Annotated in this window: 19 protein-coding genes; 17 read left to right on the forward strand and 2 right to left on the reverse strand. The window is 73.6% G+C overall.

Features of this window, described 5'->3' with window-relative positions; genetic code table 11:
- The 13 genes from FNH09_RS10310 to FNH09_RS10370 form a co-directional block, all read left to right on the forward strand.
- The coding region (locus tag FNH09_RS10310; protein WP_152886455.1) for an FAD-binding and (Fe-S)-binding domain-containing protein at nucleotides 1–2,764 on the forward strand (2,764 nt) is incomplete at its 5' end.
- Nucleotides 2,765–3,038: 274 nt separating this feature from the next.
- Complete coding sequence (locus FNH09_RS10315) at nucleotides 3,039–4,160, forward strand: lipid II:glycine glycyltransferase FemX (RefSeq protein ID WP_152886456.1); 1,122 nt, start codon at nucleotides 3,039–3,041, stop codon at nucleotides 4,158–4,160.
- Nucleotides 4,161–4,315: 155 nt separating this feature from the next.
- Nucleotides 4,316–5,272, forward strand: coding sequence for an EamA family transporter (locus FNH09_RS10320; protein ID WP_162468356.1), 957 nt, complete (start codon nucleotides 4,316–4,318; stop codon nucleotides 5,270–5,272).
- A 109-nt stretch (nucleotides 5,273–5,381) separates the two neighbouring features.
- A complete protein-coding gene (locus FNH09_RS10325; protein WP_152886457.1) occupies nucleotides 5,382–5,744 on the forward strand; it encodes a DUF6247 family protein in 363 nt (120 codons plus the stop codon).
- On the forward strand, nucleotides 5,741–6,001 hold the full coding sequence (locus FNH09_RS10330; protein ID WP_162468357.1) for a hypothetical protein: 261 nt from the start codon (nucleotides 5,741–5,743) through the stop codon (nucleotides 5,999–6,001). The genes FNH09_RS10325 and FNH09_RS10330 overlap by 4 nt, the downstream gene beginning before the upstream one ends.
- Nucleotides 6,002–6,159: 158 nt before the next feature.
- On the forward strand, nucleotides 6,160–6,954 hold the full coding sequence (locus FNH09_RS10335; RefSeq protein ID WP_152886458.1) for a TIGR03084 family metal-binding protein: 795 nt from the start codon (nucleotides 6,160–6,162) through the stop codon (nucleotides 6,952–6,954).
- Entirely contained in the window at nucleotides 6,951–8,639 is a 1,689-nt protein-coding gene (locus FNH09_RS10340) for an acyclic terpene utilization AtuA family protein (RefSeq protein WP_162468358.1), read from the forward strand. Before FNH09_RS10335 ends, FNH09_RS10340 begins: the two co-directional genes overlap by 4 nt.
- Entirely contained in the window at nucleotides 8,636–10,234 is a 1,599-nt protein-coding gene (locus FNH09_RS10345) for a carboxyl transferase domain-containing protein (protein WP_162468359.1), read from the forward strand. The genes FNH09_RS10340 and FNH09_RS10345 overlap by 4 nt, the downstream gene beginning before the upstream one ends.
- Nucleotides 10,235–10,245: 11 nt before the next feature.
- Entirely contained in the window at nucleotides 10,246–12,090 is a 1,845-nt protein-coding gene (locus FNH09_RS10350) for an ATP-binding protein (RefSeq protein ID WP_162468360.1), read from the forward strand.
- An 82-nt stretch (nucleotides 12,091–12,172) separates the two neighbouring features.
- Nucleotides 12,173–13,339 carry an acyl-CoA dehydrogenase family protein gene (locus FNH09_RS10355; RefSeq protein ID WP_152886459.1) on the forward strand — a complete coding sequence of 389 codons (1,167 nt, stop codon included), beginning with the start codon at nucleotides 12,173–12,175 and terminating at the stop codon, nucleotides 13,337–13,339.
- 29 nt (nucleotides 13,340–13,368) lie between these two features.
- Nucleotides 13,369–14,940: an AMP-binding protein gene (locus tag FNH09_RS10360; RefSeq protein ID WP_162468361.1), complete on the forward strand. Its 1,572-nt coding sequence runs from the start codon at nucleotides 13,369–13,371 to the stop codon at nucleotides 14,938–14,940.
- A complete protein-coding gene (locus FNH09_RS10365) occupies nucleotides 14,937–15,671 on the forward strand; it encodes an enoyl-CoA hydratase family protein (protein ID WP_152886461.1) in 735 nt (244 codons plus the stop codon). Before FNH09_RS10360 ends, FNH09_RS10365 begins: the two co-directional genes overlap by 4 nt.
- The gene (locus FNH09_RS10370) at nucleotides 15,659–16,270 is read left to right on the forward strand and encodes a TetR/AcrR family transcriptional regulator (protein WP_152886462.1); all 612 of its coding nucleotides are present in this window, start codon (nucleotides 15,659–15,661) and stop codon (nucleotides 16,268–16,270) included. Before FNH09_RS10365 ends, FNH09_RS10370 begins: the two co-directional genes overlap by 13 nt.
- A gap of 77 nt (nucleotides 16,271–16,347) precedes the next feature.
- Here the strand turns inward: FNH09_RS10370 and pdxH are convergent, their stop codons facing one another.
- A complete protein-coding gene (gene pdxH / locus FNH09_RS10375) occupies nucleotides 16,348–16,977 on the reverse strand; it encodes a pyridoxamine 5'-phosphate oxidase (protein ID WP_238426596.1) in 630 nt (209 codons plus the stop codon).
- A 353-nt stretch (nucleotides 16,978–17,330) separates the two neighbouring features.
- Between pdxH and FNH09_RS10380 the strand changes: the two genes are divergently transcribed.
- The 3 genes from FNH09_RS10380 to FNH09_RS10390 all read left to right on the forward strand — a co-directional run bounded on the left by FNH09_RS10380 (nucleotide 17,331) and on the right by FNH09_RS10390 (nucleotide 20,826).
- Nucleotides 17,331–18,431: a citrate synthase 2 gene (locus tag FNH09_RS10380; RefSeq protein WP_152886463.1), complete on the forward strand. Its 1,101-nt coding sequence runs from the start codon at nucleotides 17,331–17,333 to the stop codon at nucleotides 18,429–18,431.
- Nucleotides 18,432–18,830: 399 nt separating this feature from the next.
- Complete coding sequence (locus FNH09_RS10385; RefSeq protein WP_338017529.1) at nucleotides 18,831–19,334, forward strand: GNAT family N-acetyltransferase; 504 nt, start codon at nucleotides 18,831–18,833, stop codon at nucleotides 19,332–19,334.
- Nucleotides 19,335–19,437: 103 nt separating this feature from the next.
- Nucleotides 19,438–20,826 carry a PAS domain-containing protein gene (locus FNH09_RS10390; RefSeq protein WP_162468362.1) on the forward strand — a complete coding sequence of 463 codons (1,389 nt, stop codon included), beginning with the start codon at nucleotides 19,438–19,440 and terminating at the stop codon, nucleotides 20,824–20,826.
- A 42-nt stretch (nucleotides 20,827–20,868) separates the two neighbouring features.
- Here the strand turns inward: FNH09_RS10390 and FNH09_RS10395 are convergent, their stop codons facing one another.
- On the reverse strand, nucleotides 20,869–21,624 hold the full coding sequence (locus FNH09_RS10395; protein WP_152886465.1) for an SIS domain-containing protein: 756 nt from the start codon (nucleotides 21,622–21,624) through the stop codon (nucleotides 20,869–20,871).
- Nucleotides 21,625–21,952: 328 nt separating this feature from the next.
- Here FNH09_RS10395 and FNH09_RS10400 point away from each other — a divergent pair, with 328 nt between their 5' ends.
- Nucleotides 21,953–22,645 (forward strand): iron-dependent transcriptional repressor DtxR, encoded by a 693-nt coding sequence (locus FNH09_RS10400; protein ID WP_152886466.1) that lies wholly within the window; start codon nucleotides 21,953–21,955, stop codon nucleotides 22,643–22,645.
- Nucleotides 22,646–22,738 lie beyond the last annotated feature (93 nt).

Raw genomic sequence — 22,738 nt, forward strand, 5'->3', positions numbered from 1 at the left:
GGCGACGGGGACGGGGGTGGTGCTGGACTTCACCCGGCACCTGAACCGGCTCGTCTCGCTGGACCCGCACGCGCGGACGGCCGTCGTGCAGCCGGGGCTCGTCCTCGACCGCCTCCAGGAGGCCGCCGCGCCGTACGGGCTGCGCTTCGGTCCGGACCCGTCCACCCACAGCCGGTGCACGCTCGGCGGGATGATCGGCAACAACTCCTGCGGCGCGCACTCGGTGGCCTGGGGGACCACCGCGGACAGCGTGCGCGAGCTGGAGGTGATCACCGCGCGCGGCGCGCGCTCGCGCCTCGGACCGGGCTGGGCCGGCGCGCCGGACGGTCTGCGGGAGCTGGCCGAGGGCGAACTGGCGCGGCTGCGCACCGGCTTCCCCGAGCTGCCCCGCCGCATCTCCGGGTACGCCCTGGACGCGCTGCTGCCCGAGCGGGGCGCCGACGTCGCCCGCTCGTTCTGCGGTTCCGAGGGCACCCTCGGTGTGCTGACGGAAGCGGTCGTACGACTGGTCGAGGCACCCCGCGCGGTCGCCCTCGCCGTGCTGGGGTACGCCGACGAGGGCGCCGCCGCCGAGGCGGCCGCCGGGCTGCTCCCGCTGGGTCCGCTGACGGTGGAGGGGATGGCGGCCGACCTGGTGCGCGGGACGGCCGGTCTGCCCAGGGGCGGGGCCTGGCTGTTCGTGGAGACGGGCGGCGACACGGCGGCCCAGGCGCACGCGCGGGCCCGAGAGGTCGTCCGGGCGGCCGACGCCGTGGACGCGCTGGTGGTGACGGACCCGGCCGGGCAGCGCGCGCTGTGGCGGGTCCGGGAGGACGCGAGCGGCACGGCCACCCGGATGCCGGACGGCTCCGAGGCCTGGCCGGGCTGGGAGGACTGCGCGGTGCCGCCCGCCCGGCTCGGCGCGTATCTGCGGGACTTCCGGCGGCTGCTGGACGCGCACGGACTGCGGGGCACCCCGTACGGGCACTTCGGGGACGGCTGCATCCATGTCCGTATCGACTTCGACCTGCTCACCGCGGCGGGTGTGGGCCGCTTCCGCCGCTTCTCCGAGGAGCTCGCCGATCTGGTGGTGGGCCACGGCGGCTCGCTCTCCGGAGAGCACGGCGACGGGCAGGCCCGCGCGGAGCTGCTGCCGAGGATGTACGGCACGGAGACGGTGGCGCTCTTCGAGCGCGCGAAGGCGGTCTGGGACCCGGACGACCTGCTCAACCCCGGGATGCTGGTGCGCCCGGCCCCGCTGGACGCGAATCTCCGTTTCTCCGTGCTGCCGCGCACCCCCGTGGACGTGGCCTTCGGCTATCCGGCGGACGGCGGCGACTTCGCGGCGGCGGTGCGCCGCTGCGTCGGGGTGGCGAAGTGCCGTACGACCGAGGTGTCCGGGCCCGCGGTGATGTGCCCGTCCTTCCGGGCGACCGGCGAGGAGGCGCACTCCACCCGGGGACGCGCCCGGCTGCTGCACGAGATGCTGGCGGGTGAGCTGGTGACGGACGGCTGGCGCTCCCCGGAGGTCAGGGACGCGCTGGACCTCTGCCTGTCCTGCAAGGGCTGCCGCTCGGACTGCCCGGTCGGGGTCGACATGGCCACGTACAAGGCGGAGTTCCTGCACCACCACTACGCCGGGCGCCGCCGCCCCATGGCCCACCACACGCTCGGACGGCTGCCGGTGTGGCTGCGCTGGGCCGCCCGGACGCGCGCGGTACGGGTGCTCAACGCGCTCGCCCGCGTACGGCCGCTGGCGTGGGCGGCGAAACGGCTCGGCGGGATCTCCCCGGAGCGGGAGATCCCCCGGCTGGCGGCCGAGCCGTTCAGCCGGTGGTGGCGGGGCCGACGGGCCACTGGTGGCCCGGGGTCCGGTGATGTGGGGTCGGGCGGTGCGGTGGCGGGCGACCCGGGGTCCGGTGACCTGGTCGTCCTGTGGCCGGACACCTTCACCGAGTACCTCTCGCCCGCCGTGGGACGGGCGGCCGTCCGGGTGCTGGAGGCGGCGGGCCTGCGGGTGGCGCTGCCGCCGACGCTGCGGTCGCCGCGGGGCCGGATCGCGGACGGCCGGACGAGGTCGGCGGCCGCTCTGCTGACGGCGCGTCACGACCGGGTCTGCTGCGGTCTGACGTACCTCTCCACGGGCCAGCTGGACCGCGCCCGCGCCGTGCTGCGCCGCACCCTCGACCTGATGGCGCCGGTGCTGGAGACGGCCGCCCCGGTCGTGGTCCTGGAGCCGAGCTGTGCCGCCGCGCTCCGCGGCGACCTGCCGGAACTGCTGGCCGACGACCCGCGCGCGGCCCTCCTCGCGGCCCGCGTCCGCACCTTCGCGGAGGTCCTCGAACAGCACGCTCCCGACTGGGTTCCGCCCCGCGTCGACCGCCCGGTCGTCGGCCAGACCCACTGCCATCAGCACGCGGTGCTCGGCGACGGACCGGACCGCCGGCTGCGTACGGCGGCGGGACTGACGGGCGAGCTCGGCGGCGGCTGCTGCGGACTGGCCGGCAACTTCGGCTTCGAGAAGGGGCACGAGGAGGTGTCGAGGGCGTGCGCCGAGGAACGGCTCCTGCCGTCGGTGCGGGCCGCGGCGGCCGGGACGGTGGTGCTGGCCGACGGGTTCTCCTGCCGGACGCAGCTGGAGCAGCTGGCCGGGGTGCGGGGGAGACATCTGGCGGAGGTGCTGGCGGAGAGCCTGCCGAGCGGACCGGACGGACGATCGGCGGGGCCGGACGGGCGATCGGCGGGGCCGGACGGGCGATCGGCGGGGCCGGACGGGGTCGGCTGAGCGCGGCCGGAGCGATGGGCCGACCGGGCGGGGGTGTGCGGCCGGGCCGGTGGGGCGGACCTCCCCGGTGGCCCCCGGACGGAGTAGTGGGCCCGCCGCCGGAGGGACCTCCGGGTGGAGCCTCCGGCCGGGCCCCGGCCGGGTCGTCGGCGCGGGCGGACGGAGCCGGCGGAGAGGACGGAGCGGGCGAGTGGCGCAGGACGAAGCGGGCGAGCCCTCCTAGGCTGGCCGATGAGCCGCGTATCGCCAGGAATCGCACGAGGGAGCCCCGCGCATGACCTTCCGCGTCCAGCCCATCAGCCGCGCCCAGCACCTCGCCTTCGTCTCGGCCCGCCCCTCCGTCAGCCATCTCCAGATCCCGTCCTGGGGTGACGTGAAGCCCGACTGGCGGGCGGAGAGCCTGGGCTGGTTCGACGAGGACGGGCGGCAGGTCGGGGCGGGTCTGGTGCTGCTGCGACCGCTGCCCCGGCTGAAGCGGTACCTCGCGTATCTGCCGGAGGGGCCGGTGATCGACTGGTCCGCGCCCGACCTGGAGCGATGGCTGCGGCCGATGCTCGACCGGCTGAAGGCGCGGGGCGCGTTCTCGGTCAAGATGGGGCCGCCCGTCGTCGTACGGCGCTGGAGCGCGGAGGCGGTCAAGGCGGCGATCGCGGATCCGGGCGTCCGGCGGCTGGGAGAGGCGGAGGCGACCTCGTCCGAGCCGCTCGCCGCGCAGGTCGCGGACCGGCTGCGCGGGATGGGCTGGCGGCAGGCCGCGGCCGGAGGGGAGGACGGGTTCGCGGCCGGGCAGCCGCGCTACGTCTTCCAGGTGCCGTTCGCCGGGCGGTCGCTGGAGGACGTCCACGGCGGGCTCAACCAGCAGTGGCGGCGCAACGTCAAGAAGGCGGAGAAGGCCGGGGTCAAGATCGTGCCGGGCGGGCAGGAGGACCTGCCGGTGTTCTACGAGCTGTACACCGAGACCGCCGAGCGGGACCGCTTCGCCCCGCGCCCGCTGTCGTACTTCCGGCGCATGTGGACGGCGCTCAACTCCGAGCACCCCGACCGGATGCGGCTCTACCTCGCCCATCACGACGGCGAGGTGCTGGCCGCGGCCACCATGCTGACCGTCGGCGACCACGTCTGGTACTCCTACGGCGCCTCCACCGCCCGCAGGCGCGAGGTCCAGCCCAACAACGCCATGCAGTGGCGGATGATGACCGACGCCCACCGGCTGGGCGCCTCCGTCTACGACCTGAGGGGCATCACCGACACGCTGGAGGAGTCCGACCATCTGCTCGGCCTGCTCCGCTTCAAGGTGGGCACCGGCGGGCAGGCGGTCGAGTACCTCGGCGAGTGGGACTTCCCGCTCAACCGGCTGCTGCACCGGACGCTGGAGCTCTACCTGGCCCGCCGCTGACCCGGCACCGCCACAAGGCGTTCGACGGGGCTGTCGATCTCGACATTCGGAACAGTCCCGTCAAGGGTTCACACTCCTGACGGAGTCCATTACCCTGGACTCGGAAGTGCATCACGATGAACGATCTCTGATCCGAGCCAGCCCCAGGACCGCCTGTGACCACCCCCAGCGCCACCACCCCCTCGTCCTCGCCGACTTCGGCGACGGACCCCGTGCCCGTCCCCACGGGTGGCGCGCCCCGCCGGTTCGGCTCGCTCGGGCCGGTCGGACTGGTTCTGGCCGGGGGCGTCTCGGTCCAGTTCGGCGGAGCCCTCGCCGTGACCCTCATGCCGCGGGCCGGCGCGCTCGGCGTGGTGAGCCTGCGACTGCTGGTGGCGGCTCTGGTCCTGCTGCTCGTCTGCCGTCCGCGACTGCGCGGCCACTCCCGCGCCGACTGGGGCACGGTCGTCGTCTTCGGCATCGCGATGTCCGCGATGAACGGCCTCTTCTATCAGGCCGTCGACCGCATCCCGCTGGGCCCGGCCGTCACGCTGGAGGTCCTCGGCCCGCTCGCGCTGTCGGTGGTCGCCTCCCGTCGCGCGCTCAACCTGGTCTGGGCGGGGCTGGCCCTCGCCGGTGTCTTCCTCCTCGGCGGCGGAGGGTTCGGCGACCTCGACCCGGTGGGCGTCGCCTTCGCCCTGGGCGCGGGCGCGATGTGGGCGGCGTACATCGTCTTCAGCGCCCGTACCGGCCGCCGCTTCCCGCAGGCCGACGGGCTCGCCCTCGCGATGGCGGTCGGAGCGCTGCTGTTCCTGCCCCTGGGGCTCGCCGAGTCGGGGACGAAGCTGTTCGACCCGGTGACCTTCGGCCTGGGCGCCGGGGTGGCCGTGCTCTCCTCCGTCCTGCCCTACACCCTCGAACTCCTCGCCCTGCGCCGGCTGCCCGCCTCCACCTTCGCGATCATGATGAGCCTGGAGCCGGCCATCGCCGCGGCCGCGGGCTTCCTCATCCTGGACCAGGCCCTGACCGCCCTACAGGCGGCCGCGATCGCGCTGGTCATCGGCGCGAGCATGGGCGCGGTACGCACCCAGGTGGGCCGCGGGAAGGCAGCGGTGCCGCCGAGCGCTTCCTGACGTTTTCCGGGGTGTGACCGTACGGCCGGGTACTAGAGTCGGGTTCGTGCCCCGAGCCGGCGCCGGCGCACGGCCGGCCCGTCGGTCGGAGACGTGAAGGGAACGGCGGATGGGTACGCAGCACAGCGAAACAGCCGGCGGCGGACCGCTGATCCCGCGACCGGAACGTACTCCGGGCGCTTTGCGTGCCGCCTGTGCCGTTGTCGCGCCGCAACTTCTGACCGTTTACGACCGGGCCAAGGATCAAGCCCTCGCCGAAGCCGTCGACCACGGTTCGCTCAGGCCGGTCCACGCCTTCCTCAACCACTGGGCGGCGCTGATCGAGATCGAGCGCCACCCGGAGACGGCGAAGGCGTACCACCGGGCCGAATACCTCGCCCACGTCGCGGTCAAGCCGGACGAAGCTCGCGAGCATCTGAGCACCGCGAGTGGTATCTACCGCGCCGCCTCCAGGACGGTGCTCGCCAAGTGACCTGGCGCTGGGAGTACGTCCCGGACGAGGAGACGGTGGCAGTCGGGGCGCCGCCCGGGTTCGTCGCCGAAGTGGAGAAGACGGCGGACGAACTGGTCCGGGCGGCCGAGGCGCTTCACCTCCACGGTCCCGCGTATCAGGGCGCCGACGAAGGCGCGAAGCACGCGTTCGTGGCAGATGGCTTCTTCGTGTACATGGTCACGCCGCGCTCGGAGCTCGTCAGCATCTGGCAGATCACCCCGGACCCGCTGTCCTGACGACCGTCCGCTGCTGTCGCGCGTTGCGCCGAGAGCTCCTGGGCTCAGGACGCCGTGGCGGCCCGCTCCTGCGGGCGTGAGTGAGGGCGGCGTCCCGTCCGAACAAATTCATGCAAGCATGCTTGATTGTTTCTGGGCCCGCTGGCATGCTCCCCGGCATGTCCGATCCGACGCCAGTGTTCGATGATCTGCGTGACGAGAGCGATGAACTCGACCGGCTTGTGGCCGGGTTGAGTCCACAGCAGTGGGAGCTCGCGACTCCCGCGCCCGGGTGGACCGTCGCCCACCAGATCGCCCACCTCGCCTGGACCGACCACTCCGCCCACCTCTCCGTCACGGACGCCGACGCCTTCCACGGCCTGGTCGAGAAGGCCCTCGCGGCGCCGGACTCGTTCGTGGACGAGGGTGCCGAGGAGGGCGCCCGGCAACCGTCCGACGTGCTGCTGGCAGGGTGGCGGGAGGGGCGCGCCGCGCTCGACCTGGCCCTGCGCGAGTCCCCGGCCGGGGCCCGATTCCCCTGGTACGGCCCGCCCATGTCGGCCGCCTCCATGGCCACCGCCCGGATGATGGAGACCTGGGCGCACGCCCAGGACGTGGCCGACGCGCTCGGCGTGGTCCGCGAGCCCACCGACCGGCTGCGCCATGTGGCCCGGCTCGGGGTGCGCACCCGCGACTTCGCCTTCGGCATCCACGGGCTCACCCCGCCCGCCGACAGCTTCCGCGTCGAGCTGGTCCTGCCCTCCGGCGCCGACTGGGCGTACGGGCCCGAGGGCGCCGCGCAGCGCGTCAGCGGCACCGCCCTCGACTTCTGCCTGCTGGTCACCCAGCGCGCCCACCGGTCCGACCTCGACCTGCGCGTCGAGGGTCCCGACGCCGACCGCTGGCTCGACCTCGCCCAGGCCTTCGCCGGGCTGCCCGGCACCGGACGTCCCCCGAAGGGCGCCGCGCGGTGACCCTGCGGATAGGCAACGCCTCCGGGTTCTACGGCGACCGCTTCGACGCCCTGCGCGAGATGCTCACCGGCGGCGAGCTCGACGTGCTGACCGGCGACTACCTCGCCGAACTCACCATGCTCATCCTGGGCCGCGACCGGATGAAGGACCCGGCCGCCGGATACGCCCGCACCTTCCTGCGGCAGCTGGAGGAGGGCCTCGGCCTCGCCCACGAGCGGGGCGTGAAGATCGTGACGAACGCGGGCGGCCTCAACCCGGCCGGACTCGCGGACGCCGTACGGCAGCTGGCGGACCGGCTGGGCATCCCGGTCCGGGTCGCCCATGTCGAGGGCGACGACCTGCTGGCCCGTCACCCCGGCGCCCTCGCCGCCCACGCCTACCTCGGCGGCTTCGGCATCGCGCGGTGCCTGCGCGAGGGCGCGGACGTCGTGGTCACCGGGCGGGTCACCGACGCGGCCCTGGTCACCGGGCCCGCCGCGGCCCACTTCGGCTGGACGCCGGACGACCACGACCGGCTGGCCGGGGCCGTGGCCGCCGGACACATCCTGGAGTGCGGGACCCAGGCCACCGGCGGCAACTACGCCTTCTTCCACAAGCGTGACCGGGCCCATGACCTGCGTCGGCCCGGATTTCCGCTCGCCGAACTCCACGCCGACGGCAGCTGCGTGATCACCAAGCATCCCGGGACCGGCGGCTTCGTCGACGTCGGCACGGTCACCGCCCAGCTGCTCTACGAGACCGGGGGCGCCCGGTACGCGGGCCCCGACGTCACAGCCCGGCTGGACACCGTACGGCTCACCCAGGACGGCCCCGACCGGGTGCGGGTCGAGGGCGTCACCGGGGAGGCCCCGCCGCCCACCCTCAAGGTCGGCCTCAACCGCTTCGGCGGCTTCCGCAACGAGGTCGTCTTCGTCCTCACCGGCCTCGACATCGAGGCGAAGGCCGCGCTGGTGCGGGAGCAGATGGCGGACGCCTTCGCCAAGTCTCCGCCCGCCGAGGTCCGCTGGGACCTGGTCCGCACCGACCGGCCGGACGCCGACACCGAGGAGACCGCGAGCGCGCTGCTGCGGCTGGTCGTGCGCGACCAGGACCAGACGTCCGTGGGACGGGCGCTGAGCGGTGCGGCCATCGAGCTGGCCCTCGCGAGCTACCCCGGTTTCCATGTGGTGGCGCCACCCGGGAAGGGCGCGCCCTACGGGGTCTTCGAGGCCGCGTACGTCCCTCAGGACGCCGTCGAACATCTGGCGGTGCTCCACGACGGACGCCGGGTCGCCGTGCCCGCCGCCCCCGACACCCTCGTACTCGACGAGGTGCCGGAGCCCGCCCTGCCCGAGCCGTCGCCGCCGGACGCGGCGACCCGGCGGGCTCCGCTCGGCCTGGTCGCCGGTGCCCGCAGCGGCGACAAGGGCGGCAACGCCAACATCGGGGTCTGGGTGGAGACGGACGAGGCCTGGCGGTGGCTGGCCCACACCCTCACCGTCGAACGGCTGCGCGAACTGCTGCCGGAGACCGCCGGTCTGCGCGTGGTCCGCCATGTCCTGCCCAACCTGCGCGCCCTGAACTTCGTCGTCGAGGGGATCCTCGGCGCGGGCGTCGCCGCCCAGCACCGCTTCGACCCGCAGGCCAAGGCCCTGGGCGAGTGGCTGCGCTCCCGTCACCTGGACATACCGGAGGTGCTGCTGTGACGGTCCTGCCGTCCGCGCTGGACGTCAACGGCCCGGACCACCGGGCGAACCGCGAGACCATGCTCGCCAAGCTCGCCGACCTGGACGCCGAGCACGCCAAGGCGCTGGCCGGCGGCGGCCCCAAGTACGTCGACCGGCACCGCGGGCGCGGCAAGCTGCTCGCCCGGGAGCGCATCGAGCTGCTGCTCGACCCCGACACCCCTTTCCTGGAGCTGTCGCCGCTGGCCGCCTGGGGCAGCGAGTACGCCGTCGGCGCCTCGCTGGTCACCGGCATCGGGGTGGTCGAGGGCGTGGAGTGCCTGATCACCGCCAACGACCCCACCGTGCGCGGCGGCGCCTCCAACCCATGGAGCCTGAAGAAGGCGCTGCGCGCCAACGACATCGCGCTCGCCAACCGGCTGCCCTGCATCAGCCTGGTGGAGTCCGGCGGCGCCGACCTGCCCTCCCAGAAGGAGATCTTCATCCCCGGCGGCGCGATCTTCCGGGACCTGACCCGGCTGTCCGCCGCCGGGATCCCCACCGTCGCCGTGGTCTTCGGCAACTCGACCGCGGGCGGCGCCTACGTCCCCGGCATGTCCGACCACGTGATCATGGTCAAGGAGCGGGCGAAGGTCTTCCTCGGCGGGCCGCCGCTGGTGAAGATGGCCACCGGCGAGGAGAGCGACGACGAGTCGCTGGGCGGCGCCGAGATGCACGCCCGGGTGTCGGGGCTCGCGGACTACTTCGCGGTCGACGAGCAGGACGCGCTGCGCCAGGCACGGCGGGTCGTGGCCCGGCTCAACCACCGCAAGGCCTACCCCGATCCGGGCCCGGCCGAGCCGCCCAAGTACGACCCGGAGGAGCTGCTGGGGATCGTCCCCGGCGACCTCAAGACCCCCTTCGACCCGCGCGAGGTCATCGCCCGGATCGTCGACGGCTCCGACTTCGACGAGTTCAAGCCGCTGTACGGGACGAGCCTGACCACCGGCTGGGCCACCCTGCACGGCTATCCCGTCGGCATCCTGGCGAACGCCCAGGGGGTGTTGTTCAGCGCCGAGTCCCAGAAGGCCGCCCAGTTCATCCAGCTGGCCAACCAGCGCGACATCCCGCTGCTGTTCCTGCACAACACCACCGGCTACATGGTCGGCCGGGAGTACGAGCAGGGCGGCATCATCAAGCACGGCGCGATGATGATCAACGCGGTCAGCAACTCGAAGGTGCCGCACCTGTCCGTCCTCATGGGCGCCTCCTACGGCGCCGGGCACTACGGCATGTGCGGACGGGCCTACGACCCGCGCTTCCTGTTCGCCTGGCCCAGCGCCAAGTCGGCGGTGATGGGCCCGCAGCAGCTGGCCGGAGTGCTGTCGATCGTCGCCCGCCAGTCGGCCGCCGCGAAGGGGCTGCCGTACGACGACGAGGCGGACGCCGGGCTGCGCGCCATGGTCGAGCAGCAGATCGAGTCCGAGTCGCTGCCGATGTTCCTGTCCGGGCGGCTGTACGACGACGGCGTCATCGACCCGCGCGACACCCGCACCGTCCTCGGCCTGTGCCTGTCGGCCGTCCACACCGCGTCCTTCGAGGGCGCGCGCGGCGGCTTCGGCGTCTTCCGGATGTGAGGTCCGTACACGTGATTTCTTCCGTCCTCGTCGCCAACCGCGGCGAGATCGCCTGCCGTGTCTTCCGTACCTGCCGCGAGGCGGGCATCCGGACGGTCGCCGTGCACTCGGACGCCGACGCGCACGCCCTGCACACCCGTACGGCCGACACGGCGGTACGGCTGCCCGGGTCGACCCCCGCGGAGACGTATCTGCGCGGCGACCTGATCGTGAAGGCGGCCGTCGCCGCCGGCGCGGACGCCGTGCACCCCGGCTACGGCTTCCTGTCCGAGAACGCCGACTTCGCGCGCGCCGTCCTGGACGCGGGCCTGGTCTGGATCGGTCCGCCGCCGGAGGCGATCGAGGCCATGGCGTCCAAGACCCGGGCCAAGGAACTGATGGGCCTCGCCCCGCTGGGCGAGGTCACCGAGGCCGACCTGCCCGTCCTGGTGAAGGCCGCGGCGGGCGGCGGCGGGCGCGGGATGCGGATCGTGCGCCGGCTCGCCGACCTCGACGGCGCGCTGGAGGGCGCGCGCGCCGAGGCCGCGAGCGCCTTCGGCGACGGCGAGGTGTTCGTCGAGCCCTACGTCGAGAACGGCCGCCATGTCGAGGTGCAGGTCCTCGCCGACACCCACGGCACGGTGTGGACGCTCGGCACCCGCGACTGCTCCCTCCAGCGCCGTCACCAGAAGGTGATCGAGGAGGCGCCCGCACCCGGCCTCCCCGAGGAGCTGGAGCGCGAACTGCACACGCTGGCCGTGCGCGCCGCCCGGGCCGTCGACTACGTGGGCGCGGGCACGGTCGAGTTCCTGGTCGCCGACGGCCGGGCGCACTTCCTGGAGATGAACACCCGCCTTCAGGTCGAACACCCCGTCACCGAGGCCGTGTTCGGCATCGACCTGGTCGCCGAGCAGATCAGGATCGCCGAGGGGCACGCCCTGGCGGGCACCCTGCCCCGCCCGGACGGCCACGCCGTCGAGGCCCGTCTGTACGCCGAGGACCCGGCCCGCGGGTGGGCCCCGCAGACCGGCATCCTGCACCGCCTCGCCGTCCCCGACGGCGTCCGCCTGGACACCGGCTACACCGACGGCGACGAGATCGGCGTCCACTACGACCCGATGCTCGCCAAGGTGGTCGCCCACGCCCCCACCCGCGCCGAGGCCCTCCGCCGGCTGGCCGGCGCCCTGGAGCGCACGGCGGTGCACGGCCCCGCCACCAACCGGGACCTGCTCGTACGATCCCTGCGCCACGAGGAGTTCACCGCCGGCCGGATGGACACCGGCTTCTACGACCGGCACCTCGCCGCCCTCACCGACGGCGCTCCGGCCGACCCGCACGCCCCGCTGGCCGCCGCCCTGGCCGCCGCCCGCGGCCGCTCTCGCTTCGGCGGCTGGCGCAACCTGCCGTCCCAGCCGCAGACCAGGCGCTACGCCATGGCCGGCGAGGAGCACGAGGTCCACTACCGGCACACCCGGGACGGCCTGACCGCCGACGGGGTGCGGGTCGTGCACGCCGACGCCGCTCTCGTCGTACTCGAAGTGGACGGTGTGCAGCGCAGGTTCGAGGTCGCGTGCTACGGCGATCGGGTCCACGTCAACGCCACCGCGCTGACCGCCCTGCCCCGCTTCCCCGACCCGACCGCCCAGCAGGCGCCCGGCTCCCTCGTCGCCCCCATGCCGGGCACGGTGGTGCGGATCGCCGAGGGGCTGGAGCCCGGCGCGGCCGTCGCCGCCGGTCAGCCGATCCTCTGGCTGGAGGCGATGAAGATGCAGCACCACATCACGGCACCCGCCGACGGAACCCTCACCTCCCTCCCCGTGACCGTGGGACAGCAGGTGCAGGTCGGCACGCTGCTGGCCGTGGTGCAGCAGGCCTGACGACGGGACGCGGGACCGCAGCCCGTGCGGTCCCGCGGCACGAGCGCGCCCGCCCATGACGAACCGCACTCGAAGGAGCACCATGAGCACCCTCATCGAGCCCGAAGAGCACCAGGACCTCCGCGCCGCGGTGGCCGCCTTCGGCAGGCGTTACGGCCGCGACTACCTCGCCCGGGTCGTCGCGGAAGGCGGCTACCCGAGCGAGCTGTGGCAGGAGGCCGCCAAGCTCGGCTACCTGGGCGTCAACCTGCCGGAGGCGTACGGCGGGGGCGGCGGCGGCATCGCCGAGCTGTCCATCGTCCTCGAAGAGCTCGGCGCGGCCGGCGCCCCGCTGCTGATGATGATCGTCTCGCCCGCCATCTGCGGCACGGTCATCGCCCGCTTCGGCACCGAGGAGCAGAAGCGGGAGTGGCTGCCCGCCCTCGCCGACGGCTCCCGCACGATGGCCTTCGGCATCACCGAGCCCGACGCCGGTTCCAACTCGCACCGGATCACCACCACCGCCCGCCGGGACGGCGACAGCGGGGACTGGCTGCTCAGCGGCCGCAAGGTCTTCGTCTCCGGTGTCGACATCGCCGACGCCACCCTGATCGTCGGCCGCACCGAGGACGCCCGTACCGGCAGCCTCAAGCCCTGTCTGTTCATCGTCCCGCGGGACGCCGAGGGCTTCTCCCGGCGGGCGATCGACATGGAACTGCACGGCGCGGAGAAGCAGTTCGAGCTCGTCCTGGACGAGGTGCGGCTGCCCGCCGAGGCGCTCGTCGGCGACGAGGACGCCGGGCTGCTCCAGCTGTTCGCCGGCCTCAACCCGGAGCGGATCATGACGGCCGCGTTCGCCATCGGCATGGGGCGCTTCGCCCTGGCCCGGGCGATCGAGTACGCGCGGGAGCGGACCGTCTTCAAGGTCCCGATCGGCGCCCACCAGGCCATCGCCCACCCCCTCGCACAGGCGCACATCGACCTCGAACTCGCCCGGCTGATGATGCAGAAGGCCGCCGCCCTGTACGACGCGGGGGACGACCTCGGCGCGGGCGAGGCCGCCAACATGGCCAAGTACGCGGCCGGGGAGGCCTGTGTGAAGGCGGTCGACCAGTCGGTGCACACCCTCGGCGGCAACGGCCTCACCCGTGAATTCGGCCTCGCCACATTGATAACAGCCTCCCGTGTGGCTCGTATTGCTCCGGTGAGCCGGGAAATGATTCTCAACTACATCTCCCACCAGACCCTGGGTCTGCCCAAGTCGTACTGATCCAGCACAACGTTGTGCGAGGAGGAACCGTGTTCCGCAGCGCGTACGCAGACGTCCCTGCCATCGAACTCCCCATCCACGAGGCGGTACTGGGCCGGGCCGCCGAGTTCGGGGACACCCCCGCCCTGGTGGACGGCACCGACGGCACCACCCTCACGTACGAACAGGTCGACCGGTTCCACCGGCGGGTCGCGGCCGCGCTGGCCGAGGCGGGGGTGCGCAAGGGCGACGTGCTCGCCCTGCACAGCCCCAACACGGTCGCCTTCCCGGTCGCGTTCTACGGCGCCACGCGCGCGGGGGCCTCCGTCACCACCGTGCACCCGCTCGCCACGGCGCAGGAGTTCGCCAAGCAGCTGCGCGACTCGGCGGCCCGCTGGATCGTCACCGTGTCACCGCTGCTGGCGAGCGCGCGCGAGGCCGCCGAGCTGGCCGGCGGCGTGCAGGAGATCTTCGTCTGCGACAGCGCGCCGGGGCACCGCTCGCTGATCGACATGCTCGCCTCCGAGGCGCCGGAACCGGAGGTCGCCGTCGACCCGGCCGAGGACGTCGCGGCCCTGCCGTACTCCTCCGGGACCACGGGCGTCCCCAAGGGCGTGATGCTCACCCACCGGCAGATCGCCACCAACCTGGCGCAGCTGGAGCCCGCGGTCGACACCGGCCCCGGCGAACGCATCCTCGCCGTGCTGCCCTTCTTCCACATCTACGGCCTGACGGCCCTGATGAACGCGCCGCTGCGCAAGGGCGCCACCGTCGTCGTCCTGCCGCGCTTCGAACTGGAGTCCTTCCTCGCGGCGATCCAGAACCACCGCATCACCGGCCTGTACGTGGCCCCGCCGATCGTCCTCGCCCTGGCCAAGCACCCGGCCGTCACGCAGTACGACCTGTCGTCGCTGAAGTACATCGTCAGCGCCGCCGCCCCGCTGGACGCCGAGCTCGCCGCGGCCTGCTCCCGGCGGCTCGGCCTGCCGCCGGTCGGCCAGGCGTACGGGATGACGGAGCTGTCGCCCGGCACCCATGTCGTCCCGCTGGACGCCATGGCCGACGCGCCGCCCGGGACCGTCGGCCGGCTCATCGCGGGCACCGAGATGCGGATCGTCTCCCTCGACGACCCCGGCAAGGACCTCGACGTCGGCGAGCCCGGCGAGATCCTGATCCGCGGCCCCCAGGTCATGAAGGGCTACCTGGGCCGCCCCGACGCCACCGCCGAGATGATCGACGCCGACGGCTGGCTGCACACCGGGGACGTCGGCCATGTCGACGACGACGGCTGGCTGTTCGTCGTCGACCGGGTCAAGGAGCTCATCAAGTACAAGGGCTTCCAGGTGGCCCCCGCCGAACTGGAGGCCATCCTGCTCACCCATCCCGCCATCGCCGACGCCGCCGTCGTCGGCGTCCGCAACGAGGACGGCAACGAGATACCGCACGCCTTCGTGGTCGCCCAGCAGGCCGCCGCCGGCGACCTCACCGAGGGCGAGGTCATGATGTACGTCGCCGAGCGCGTCGCCCCCTACAAGCGCGTCCGGCAGGTCACCTTCATCGACGCGGTGCCGCGGGCCGCCTCCGGGAAGACACTGCGCCGAGAGCTGAAGGAGCGGGCATGACCCTGGTCGGACGGACCCGAGAGCGGGGCGTGCAGACGCTCAGCCTCGACGCCACGGACACCCGCAACGCGCTCTCCGCGGCGCTCGTCGGAGAGCTCGCCGACGCGCTGGCCGACTGCGCCGGGGACGACGACGTGCGCGCGGTCGTCCTCACCCACACCGGCAACACCTTCTGCGCGGGCGCCGACCTGCGCGACCCGCCGCACCCGGACGCGCTGGTCGCCCTGCTGCGGGGCATCGTCGAGCTGCCCAAGCCGGTCGTGGCCCGGGTCACCGGGCACGTACGGGCGGGCGGCCTGGGCCTGCTCGGCGCCTGCGACATCGCGGCCGCCTCCCACGACGCCAGCTTCGCGCTCACGGAGGTGCGGATCGGGGTGGCCCCGGCGGTCATCTCGCTCACCCTGCTGCCCCGCGCCGACCCGCGCGCCCTCGCCCGCTACTACCTCACCGGCGAGCGGTTCGACGCCGCCGAGGCGGTCAGGACCGGGCTGCTGACCGTGGCGGGCGACGACGTGGACGACGTACTGGAGCCCGTCCTGGACGGGCTGCGCAAGGCCGCCCCGGGGGCGCTGGCCGAGACGAAAGCGCTGCTCACGGCTAGGGTGCTGGAGGCATTCGACCAGGACGCGGCCGACCTCACCGCGCTCTCGGCCCGGCTGTTCTCCTCCACGCAGGCCAGGGAGGGGATGACGGCCTTCCTCGAACGACGGGATCCCGCATGGGTGCTGTGACCACAGCCGACCGCGACCGCGCCCCCAAGCAGGACCGCAGCCGGGCCACCCGGCAGCGGCTGCTGGAGGCCGCGGTCGCCTGCCTCGCCGAGCACGGCTGGGCGGGCTCCACGGTGCTGGTCGTCGCCGAGCGCGCCGGGGTCTCTAGGGGCGCCGCCCAGCACCACTTCCCGACCCGCGAGGACCTGTTCACGGCGGCCGTCGAGTACGTCGCGGAGGAACGCTCCGGCGCGCTGCGCGCCCTCTTCCCCGAGGGCGCCGCCCAGGACCGGCGCGAGGTGGTGTCGGCCCTCGTCGACCTCTACACCGGCCCGCTGTTCCGGGCCGCGCTGCATCTGTGGGTGGCCGCCTCCAACGAGGAGCAGCTGAGCCCGCGGGTGATCGAGCTGGAGGCCCGGGTCGGCCGGGAGACCCACCGGATAGCCGTCGACCTGCTGGGCGCGGACGAGTCCCGGCCCGGGGTGCGCGAGACGGTCCAGGGCCTGCTGGACATGGCCCGCGGCCTGGGCCTGGCCAATCTGCTCACCGACGACCGCCAGCGCCGCGAACGGGTCGTGGCGCAGTGGGCGGCCGTCCTCGACGGGGCACTGCGGGACTGAGGCCCACGACGGGGCACCGCGGGCCCGAGGCCCGAGGCCCGGGTCGGTCACGGCGCCGGGCGCCGTGACCGGCCGGCTCAGGGGCTGAGCCGCTCCGTGCGCCAGCCGCCGTCCGCCTCCGCCACGTACCGCAACCGGTCGTGCAGCCGGTTCTCGCGGCCCTGCCAGAACTCCACCGTCCGCGGGGCCACCCGGAAACCGCCCCAGTGCGGCGGGACCGGGACCTGCTCGCCCTGCGGATAGCGGGCCTCCAGGTCGGCGTACGAGGCGTCGAGCTCGGCGCGGGAGGGGACCACACTGGACTGGGTGCTGGCCCAGGCGCCCAGCTGGGAACCGTGCGGCCGGGTGCGGAAGTAGGCGGCCGTCTCGTCCCGGCCGGTGCGCTGTGCCACGCCCTGGACGATGACCTGGCGGGCCATCGGGTGCCAGGGGAACAGCAGCGAGATGTTCGGGTTCCCGGCCAGGTCACGGCCCTTGCGGGAGTCGTAGTTGGTGTAGAAGACGAAGCCGTGCTCGTCGAACTGCTTCAGCAGCACCGTACGGGAGCTGGGCCTGCCCTCCGCGTCCACCGTCGAGACGATCATGGCGTTCGGCTCGAACAGGTGTGCCTCCGCGGCGGCCTGCCTGAACCAGCGGGCGAACTGCTCCACGGGCGTGGCGGCCAGATCGGACTCGGCGAGACCCTCGGCCCGGTACTGCTTGCGCATCGAGGCGGGATCCAGGGCGGCGGCGTCGTGGGCGGCGTTCACGCGGTCATCTTGCCGTATGCATGTCCGCCACCGGGTGCTGTCCCGGATCATCGGGGTGGCACTCAGTGCCGCAAGCACTCCCCAAAGGTGACACTCGGGGATATGGTGCTGATGGCGTCCTGGTTGGATGACCGCCGACCGCACGGGGCATCACCAGGAGGGGCGCCCAGGACCGCGAGCCGTCGCAGACGACCGTGGATCCGTGGGGCGTACGCCGACCCACCGTTTCGCCCGGTCCCCGGTCCCGGTTCTCGGTCCCGGTTCTCGGCCCCACAACATCATCCGTCGCACACATCATGAGGAGCCGCCTGATGTCCGACTTCGTACCCGGACTCGAAGGAGTCGTAGCGTTCGAGACGGAGATCGCCGAACCGGACAAGGAGGGCGGCGCGCTGCGGTACCGGGGCGTCGACATCGAGGATCTGGTCGGCCACGTCTCGTTCGGCAATGTCTGGGGCCTCCTCGTCGACGGCGCCTTCAACCCCGGCCTGCCGCCCGCCGAGCCGTTCCCGATCCCGGTGCACTCCGGTGACATCCGGGTGGACGTCCAGTCCGCGCTCGCCATGCTCGCCCCCGTCTGGGGCCTCGAACCGCTCCTGGACATCGATGCCGAGCAGGCCCGCGAGGACCTCGCCCGCGCCGCCGTCATGGCGCTGTCCTACGTCGCCCAGTCGGCCCGCGGCCAGGGCCGCCCGATGGTCCCGCAGCGCGAGATCGACAAGGCGCAGTCGGTCGTCGAGCGGTTCATGATCCGCTGGCGTGGCGAGCCCGACCCCAAGCACGTGGCGGCGGTCGACGCCTACTGGACGTCGGCGGCCGAGCACGGCATGAACGCCTCCACCTTCACCGCCCGGGTCATCGCCTCCACCGGCGCGGACGTGGCCGCCGCCCTCTCCGGCGCGGTGGGCGCCATGTCCGGACCGCTGCACGGCGGCGCCCCCTCCCGGGTGCTCGGCATGATCGAGGAGATCGAGCGCACGGGCGACGCCGAGGCCTATGTCAAGCAGGCCCTCGACCGCGGCGAGCGCCTGATGGGCTTCGGCCACCGCGTCTACCGCGCCGAGGACCCCCGCGCCAGGGTGCTGCGCCGTACGGCCCGCGAGCTCGGCGCCCCGCGCTACGAGATCGCCGAGGCGCTGGAGAAGGCGGCGCTGGAGGAGCTGCACAACCGTCGCCCGGACCGGGTCCTGGCGACCAACGTCGAATTCTGGGCGGCCATCATGCTGGACTTCGCCGAGGTCCCGGCCCACATGTTCACGTCGATGTTCACCTGCGCCCGTACGGCCGGCTGGTCGGCGCACATCCTGGAGCAGAAGCGCACCGGACGCCTGGTGCGTCCCTCCGCCCGCTACATCGGCCCCGGCCCCCGCGACCCGCGCGAGATCGAGGGCTACGAGGACATCGGCCACTGAGGTCGCCCGGGCCGTCGACCTGCCTCGGATCCGTCCGGGAACGCAGACGACCCGCGAGTCTGGCCCTCCGAAAGAGGGGCCGGCCGGACGTACCGGCGACTCGCGGGTCGGGTGACTGCCTGGGATTGGGCCGGCTGCACGCGTCTGTCACGCGCTGGTCCGGCACCGCACTCGGTGTGGTGGCGGGCCGCTAGCCCGCAGCCACCTCACGCGTCCGGGTTTCACTCATGTACCCGATCACCTCCCTTCGGTGTAATCCCCACCCTAAGAACGCCGCGGCGGACCTTCAACCTTTTTTCCGCCGCCCCTGCCGACCCTCGCCGTCGCGCGCGGGGCAATCCCGTTGACCGGCGGGCGGGGCCGCGATTCCCTGCTGCCATGACGGATCAGGTGGATCAGGTGGATCAGGTGGATCAGGCGGACCGGACGGACGCGGCGGACGCGGCGGTCCGGGCGGGGCTTCGGATGGCGCCCGTGGCGGGCGAGGCGATGGTGGAGCAGTGGCGGCACGTCCACAACGTGGTGGTGCCGCCCGCGGCGATGACCCCGGCCGAGGCGCGGGAGCGCGTCGGCCGCTACCGCCTGGTGAACGCCTATCTCGGTGACGTGCTGGTCGGCTGCTCGACCGTGCGGCCGCCCGAGGGCGCGGAGGCGGTCGCCACCGTCATCGCCCGGGTGCTGCCCGCATTCCGGCGGCGGGGCTTCGGCACGGCGCTGTACGAGGACGGGCTGGCCGAGGCCCGGACGCTGGGGGCCCGGACGGTCGAGGCCGTGATCCTGGCGGCCAACGAGGACGGTGTCCGGTTCGCCGAGGCGCGCGGGTTCGTCGAGGTCGAGCGGTATGCGCTGGACGGGGAGAGCGACCTGTGGCTGACGATGCGCCGCGAGTCCTGTGCCGGATAGACCCCGGCGTACAACGATTCCTTCAATCTTGTGGGAACTCGATGTGTGCTGCATCACGTTCGAGTTGAATGATGGCAAGTGACGCAGCCGGCAGGGGGTCCAGGTGAGTGCTTCCCGGCGTAGTGGGACCACCGACGAGCTGGGGCCGGACGAGCCCGCGGAGCCCGAGCGGGAGGCCTCGGGCGGTTCGGATCTGCTCGCCGCGCTGCTGGACGGCATGGACGCGGCCCTGTGCGCCTTCGACGCGGACGGGGTCGTCACCCACTGGAACCGTGAGGCCGAGCGGATCCTGGGCTGGACGGCGGCCGAGGCCGTGGGACGGCACGGGTTCGCCGGGTGGGCCGTACGCCCCGCGGACGCCGAGGAGGTCCAGGCGCGGCTGATGGCCGCCATGCGGGCCACCGGCCGTCAGGTGCACGAGTTCGCGCTGCTGACCAAGGACGGCGGCCGGGTGCTCGTACGGACCCAGTCGGCCGTCGTGCACGGCCCCGACGGCGAGCCCGCGGGCCTGTACTGCGCCTTCAGCGAGGTGCACGCACAGATCGACCTGGAGCGGTCCATCGCGCTGAGCGAGGCCCTGTTCGAGAACGCGAGCTGGGGTGTCGTCCTGGTCGACGCCGATCTGCGGCCCGCCGTCGTGAACGCGCACGCGGCCCGCGCACTGGGCATCGGGCGCACGGCGGCGCTGGGACGGCCGCTCGGCGAACTGCTCGCCCAGGGCGTCGAGGAACTGGAGAGCGCGCTCACCCACGTCCTGGCCGAGGGCGCGCCGCCCGCGCCCGCCGATATCTGGGTGGCCGTGCGCACGCCCGAGGGCGAGCGCCGGCGCTGCTGGCGCAGCGGCTTCCTGCGGCTGGCCTCGCCGCTCGCGGAGGAGCCGGTCCCGCTCGGCGTCGGCTGGCTGTTCCTGGACGTCACCGAGTCCCGGCAGGGCGAGCAGGAGGCGGCGCTGCTGCGCTTCCGCGGCAACCAGCTGCACCGGGCGGCCCGCGCGGCCGCCGAGTGCGAGGACCCGGCCGAGGCGGTCACCGTCCATCTCGACTTCGCGCTCGCCGGGTTCGCCGACCAGGCCCTGATCGACCGGGTGACGGAGTCGGCCGACGGGCCGGTACGGCTGGTGCGGATCGCCCAGACGCCCGCAGGCACCCCGGGGCCCGCCCAGCTCACCGGGCAGGCCGGGCTGCCCGTGTGCTACGGCCCGGGGCATCCGGCCCTTCAGTGCGTGGAGCGGACCGGGTCGGTGCGGTCCGCCGCCGGGACCGGGTCGGCCGAGGAGGTGCGGGAGTGGGCGCTGGCCCGGCAGTGGCCGCCGGACACGGTGCACGCGCTGTGCGCGGTGCTGCGCAGCCGGGGGCGGACGCTGGGCGTGGTGACGTTCCTGCGCGCGGGCGGCCGCAGCGCCTTCGAGCGCTCCGACACGGCGTACGCGGAGGACGTCGCGCTACGGATCGCGGGCGCCCTCGACCTCGCGGGACTGCTCGGGACGAAGTAGTCCGCGCCGCCGGAGCGCGCCGAGCCGCTCCGGCGGCTCCCGTCAGTGCTGGTAGAAGATCCGGTCCCGGTACTCCTGCATGATCCGGCGGTTCCAGTCGTGGCCGCCGTCGACGTTGCCGGAGCGCAGCAGCGGGGGCTCGACGCCCCGCTCGGCGAGGGTGCAGGCCGTGGTGGCCATGACCGCCTGGAGCAGCGCCGTGGTGACGACGGTGGAGGCCGGGGCGAAGGGGGCCGGGATGGTGTCCAGGCTGAGCTCGGCGTCACCGACCGCGATCTTCGAGTCGAGGACGAGGTCGCAGTGGTCCTTGAGGTACGTCCCCGAGGTGTGCCGGGACGACGTCTGCGCGGCGTACGCCACCGAGGTCACGCCGATGACCTTCACGCCGCGGGCGCGGGCGCCCATGGCCATCTCCACGGGGAGGGCGTTGCGGCCCGAGAGGGAGACGATCACGAGGACGTCGCCCGCGCGCAGCGGGGAGGAGTCCAGGACGACGTCGGCCAGCCCGTCGACGCGCTCCAGGGCGGAGCCGAGGGTGGCCGGCCTGACGTCGACGCCGACCATGCCCGGCACGGTGAGCAGGTTCATCAGCGCCAGGCCGCCGGCCCGGTAGACGAGGTCCTGGGCGGCGAGCGAGGAGTGTCCGGCACCGAAGGCGAAGAGCCGGCCGCCGTCGGCCACCGCGTCGGCGAGGAGCGTGCCGGCCGCCTCGACGGCCTCGGCCTCCTCGTCGCGCACCCGTTGCAGCAGGGTGATCGCGGCGTCGAAGAACTGGCCGGCCGGTGTGCTGTCGCCCATGCGATGCCCCTTCACAGCGTCTGGCGGCGTCTGTGCCGCCGATCACCGTGCGGTCTGGACCAGTGCCCTGTCAATACGGCGGCGCCGGTCGTGCCGACCGGGTGCACTCCGTGTCCGCCGGTGTCCGGTTCTCCTGGGCGGCCCGCGGGTGACCGCGCGTCACCCGGTCGACCGGCGGCCGCCTCGGGGAGCCCCGCGCTCCCGCGTAACCGTCCCGTTTCGCAGGCGCGGCACGGTTGTCAGTGCCATGCGTCAGAATTGAGCCCAGGGCCAGCGCACGCGCCGCGGAGCCAGCCGTGCTTCCGGCAGATCTCATTTAGGGGCAGGTATGTCCGGACTGATCGACACCACGGAGATGTATCTCCGCACCATCCTCGAGCTGGAGGAGGAAGGTGTGGTCCCCATGCGCGCCCGGATCGCCGAACGGCTCGACCAGAGCGGGCCGACCGTCAGCCAGACGGTGGCACGGATGGAGCGCGACGGGCTGGTGTCCGTGGCCAGCGACCGGCACCTGGAGCTGACGGACGAGGGCCGCAGGCTGGCCACCCGGGTGATGCGCAAGCACCGGCTCGCGGAGTGCCTCCTGGTGGACGTGATCGGTCTGGAGTGGGAGCAGGTCCACGCCGAGGCGTGTCGCTGGGAGCACGTGATGAGCGAGGCCGTGGAGCGGCGCGTGCTGGAGCTGCTGCGTCACCCGACCGAGTCGCCCTACGGCAACCCGATCCCCGGTCTTGAGGAGCTCGGCGAGAAGGACGGCGCCGACCCGTTCCTGGACGAGGGCATGGTGTCCCTGGCCGAACTCGACCCGGGCCAGGAGGGCAAGACGGTCGTGGTGCGCCGGATCGGCGAGCCGATCCAGACGGACGCGCAGCTGATGTACACGCTGCGCCGGGCGGGCGTGCAGCCCGGCTCGGTGGTGAGCGTGACCGAGTCCCCCGGCGGTGTGCTGGTGGGCAGCGGTGGCGAGGCCGCCGAGCTGGTGGCGGACGTCGCCTCGCACGTGTTCGTCGCCAAGCGCTGAGTGCGCCGAATCGCAGCGGTCCGCCGCTTCGCGTGCCAGGCTTGCTGTCGCACGAGGCATACGGGCTGAGGGGGCGGGGAGGATGTGCCGCGG

This window comes from Streptomyces adustus (genome assembly GCF_009377175.1).
GTDB classification, from domain to species: Bacteria; Actinomycetota; Actinomycetes; order Streptomycetales; family Streptomycetaceae; genus Streptomyces; species Streptomyces adustus.